4 protein-coding genes are annotated in these 2,327 nt (G+C 44.5%); 2 read left to right on the top strand and 2 right to left on the bottom strand.

Annotated features, from left to right (window positions below):
- Positions 1 to 877, bottom strand: an 877-nt coding sequence (locus F6K52_RS35425; RefSeq protein ID WP_293089752.1) for a DUF4157 domain-containing protein, incomplete at its 3' end; no start/stop codon positions are given.
- 247 nt (positions 878 to 1,124) lie between these two features.
- Here F6K52_RS35425 and F6K52_RS37205 point away from each other — a divergent pair.
- Positions 1,125 to 1,232 (top strand): element excision factor XisH family protein, encoded by a 108-nt coding sequence (locus F6K52_RS37205; RefSeq protein WP_364421355.1) that lies wholly within the window; start codon positions 1,125 to 1,127, stop codon positions 1,230 to 1,232.
- Positions 1,233 to 1,369: 137 nt separating this feature from the next.
- Positions 1,370 to 1,705 (top strand): XisI protein, encoded by a 336-nt coding sequence (locus tag F6K52_RS35415; RefSeq protein WP_293089750.1) that lies wholly within the window; start codon positions 1,370 to 1,372, stop codon positions 1,703 to 1,705.
- A 129-nt stretch (positions 1,706 to 1,834) separates the two neighbouring features.
- Here the strand turns inward: F6K52_RS35415 and F6K52_RS35410 are convergent, their stop codons facing one another.
- Entirely contained in the window at positions 1,835 to 2,275 is a 441-nt protein-coding gene (locus tag F6K52_RS35410; RefSeq protein ID WP_293089748.1) for a type II toxin-antitoxin system VapC family toxin, read from the bottom strand.
- Positions 2,276 to 2,327: the final 52 nt, after the last annotated feature.

Raw genomic sequence — 2,327 nt, 5'->3', positions numbered from 1 at the left:
GAACCTTTTCGTTAGCCTGTCCTGTCCTCGGTGCTCCGGTGCTTATCTTACTTACAGGTCGATGATTTCCGTCTTTCCCCGACCCTTCTCGGAGGTTCGGCTCCTGCTGCACCACATGGGTCATCTCATGGGCAATCAACTCCTGCCCCCCACGACTCCCCGGCTGATACGCTCCCTGCCGAAAGAACACATCCTGGCCTGTTGTAAACGCCTTGGCCTGAATCGATTGATTCAACTGGTCTGCCTGAGCATCTGTATGGATTTTCACTCCACTCAGATCCGCCCCCAGTGCTTGCCCCATTGACCGTTGCAGACCCGCATCCAAAGGCTGGCCACCACCCCGGGCACGGTTAATCGTTGATTCCAACTCTGGGGTAACCGCCATTCCACCTTCCACAGATTGAAGCTGCACCATTGGCTTCCTCATCAGTTGATCTTGTTCCTGTTGAGCTTGAATCGAGTCTGGTTGAGTTGAGAGATTAGGAACTGGTGCGTTAATCTGTCTTACTACTTCCGATGCTACTCGGTCGGCTTCTTGTTCATATTTATCCCCAGCTTCACCAATAGTCAGCTTCGCCTGCACTGGATTGCCCTGCTGCCAATTGCCCCTTAACTCATGGGAAAGTCCCCTAAACATTGGCATTCTCTGGATTGGTTGCCCACTAACAGGGGAGACACTACTCAGCAGAGAATCTTTGGCACGATGAACTTGTCCATAGTTTTGTGGCGGGGATTTAATTAACTGACCCAGTGCTCGGTTACCAATTATCCCTTGCAGTTCCTCGATTGGGTGGATAGTTGGGTTTCTACTTCCAGATACTATTGACTGATCTTGAGCTTGTGTCGTTTTGGTTTGGCTTTGTCGTTGATTACCCATGAGCTTGACTAAATCTTAAATAGTCGGCAAACGTCACTTCATCATAATATAGCCGAATTTCACTTATGGGGTTCACCCCATGAACGAGTGGATCAATGACAGTATCAAAATACTACTTTGGCAAGGGCTCTACTATTAGCGATCGCTTTTAGCGTGGCCTACGGCCAATCGCGTAGCGGCTCTAAAAGAGCATCGCACTGGAATGTGAATTGTATTATATATGTAAGTAAACTAGAAAAAGATAACAATGGCAGCCAAAGATAAATTTCATGCTGCGGTTATAATCGCCCTAGAAAAGGAGCAGTGGAAGATTAATGATGATCCCTTGCGACTGGAAGTAGTTAGAAATCAATGATCCAACTCGGATTCTATATTTGGCAGTGCCTGTGATTGCTTATCAAGCTTTTTTTTAGCGATAATTTCACAAATTTTATTAGAAAGATATCAGATTAAACAAATTATTTATGATCCCATTCAAGAGGTAATTGTAAAATGGATACCCTAGAGTATTATCGCCAGAGCATTCAGTCGTTGTTGACGGATTATGCTGCCATTCCCATCGCCAATGGAGTGATTGATTGCTACACGGTTTTTGATACCAAACAAGACCACTACATGGTAATGACTGTGGGATGGGATGGCTATCGGCGGGTCTATGGTTGTGTTTTACACTTGGATATTAAGAAGGAAAAGATTTGGATTAAACAAAATATGACCGAAATGAAAATAGGCCAAAAACTTGTGGAGAGAGGGGTAGCGAAGGACGATATTGTGCTGGGGTTTCAAGGTCCCGAATTTCGGCAATATACGGACTATGGAGTTGGATAATTTGTAAGCATTCAGCGGTCAGCAGTCAGGGGTCAGCAGTCAGCATGGTAGGGTGGGCAAATATTGAAAGTTTGGCAATTTAATTAGGAATAATCGACATGCAGCCCACCCTACAAAAGCGTACGCATTTTATGTCGAATTTTCAACAGTCCAATCTTCGTGCAATAATCCTGGTACCTTATCAAAATCTTGATGATTACGAGTTAACAAAACCAATTCACGAAATAGTGCAATGGCAGCAATTCGCGCATCCATCTTGGCAAGTTGAATTCTTTGGGATTCTAATTGATTAAATCTCACAGCTGCACCGGCATCAAACGAGACGAGGGGTAATACCTTGAAGTCGCTGACGAGTCGTACCATCATTTCATAACCTTTTACTACATCATTGGTGTTACGAGCCCGATTAATATAAGCGTGACAGCCTAGCATCTGCTCATGAAATGTTACTGTTGATACTGCAAAATCAGACAGAGGATAGGGACTCATCCGTCTCAAAAGGTTATCGTAATTTTTTCCTGTTTGTCGCTGAAGAATGCTTAGATGATCTGTATCCAACAAATATTTCATGGTTCGTCTTGCACTTCGAGGATAGATTCATCGCCTTGACGTATGGCTCGTC

The organism is Moorena sp. SIO3H5 (genome assembly GCF_010692395.1).
GTDB lineage: Bacteria > Cyanobacteriota > Cyanobacteriia > Cyanobacteriales > Coleofasciculaceae > Moorena.
This window is presented reverse-complemented; position numbering and strand designations above follow the sequence as displayed.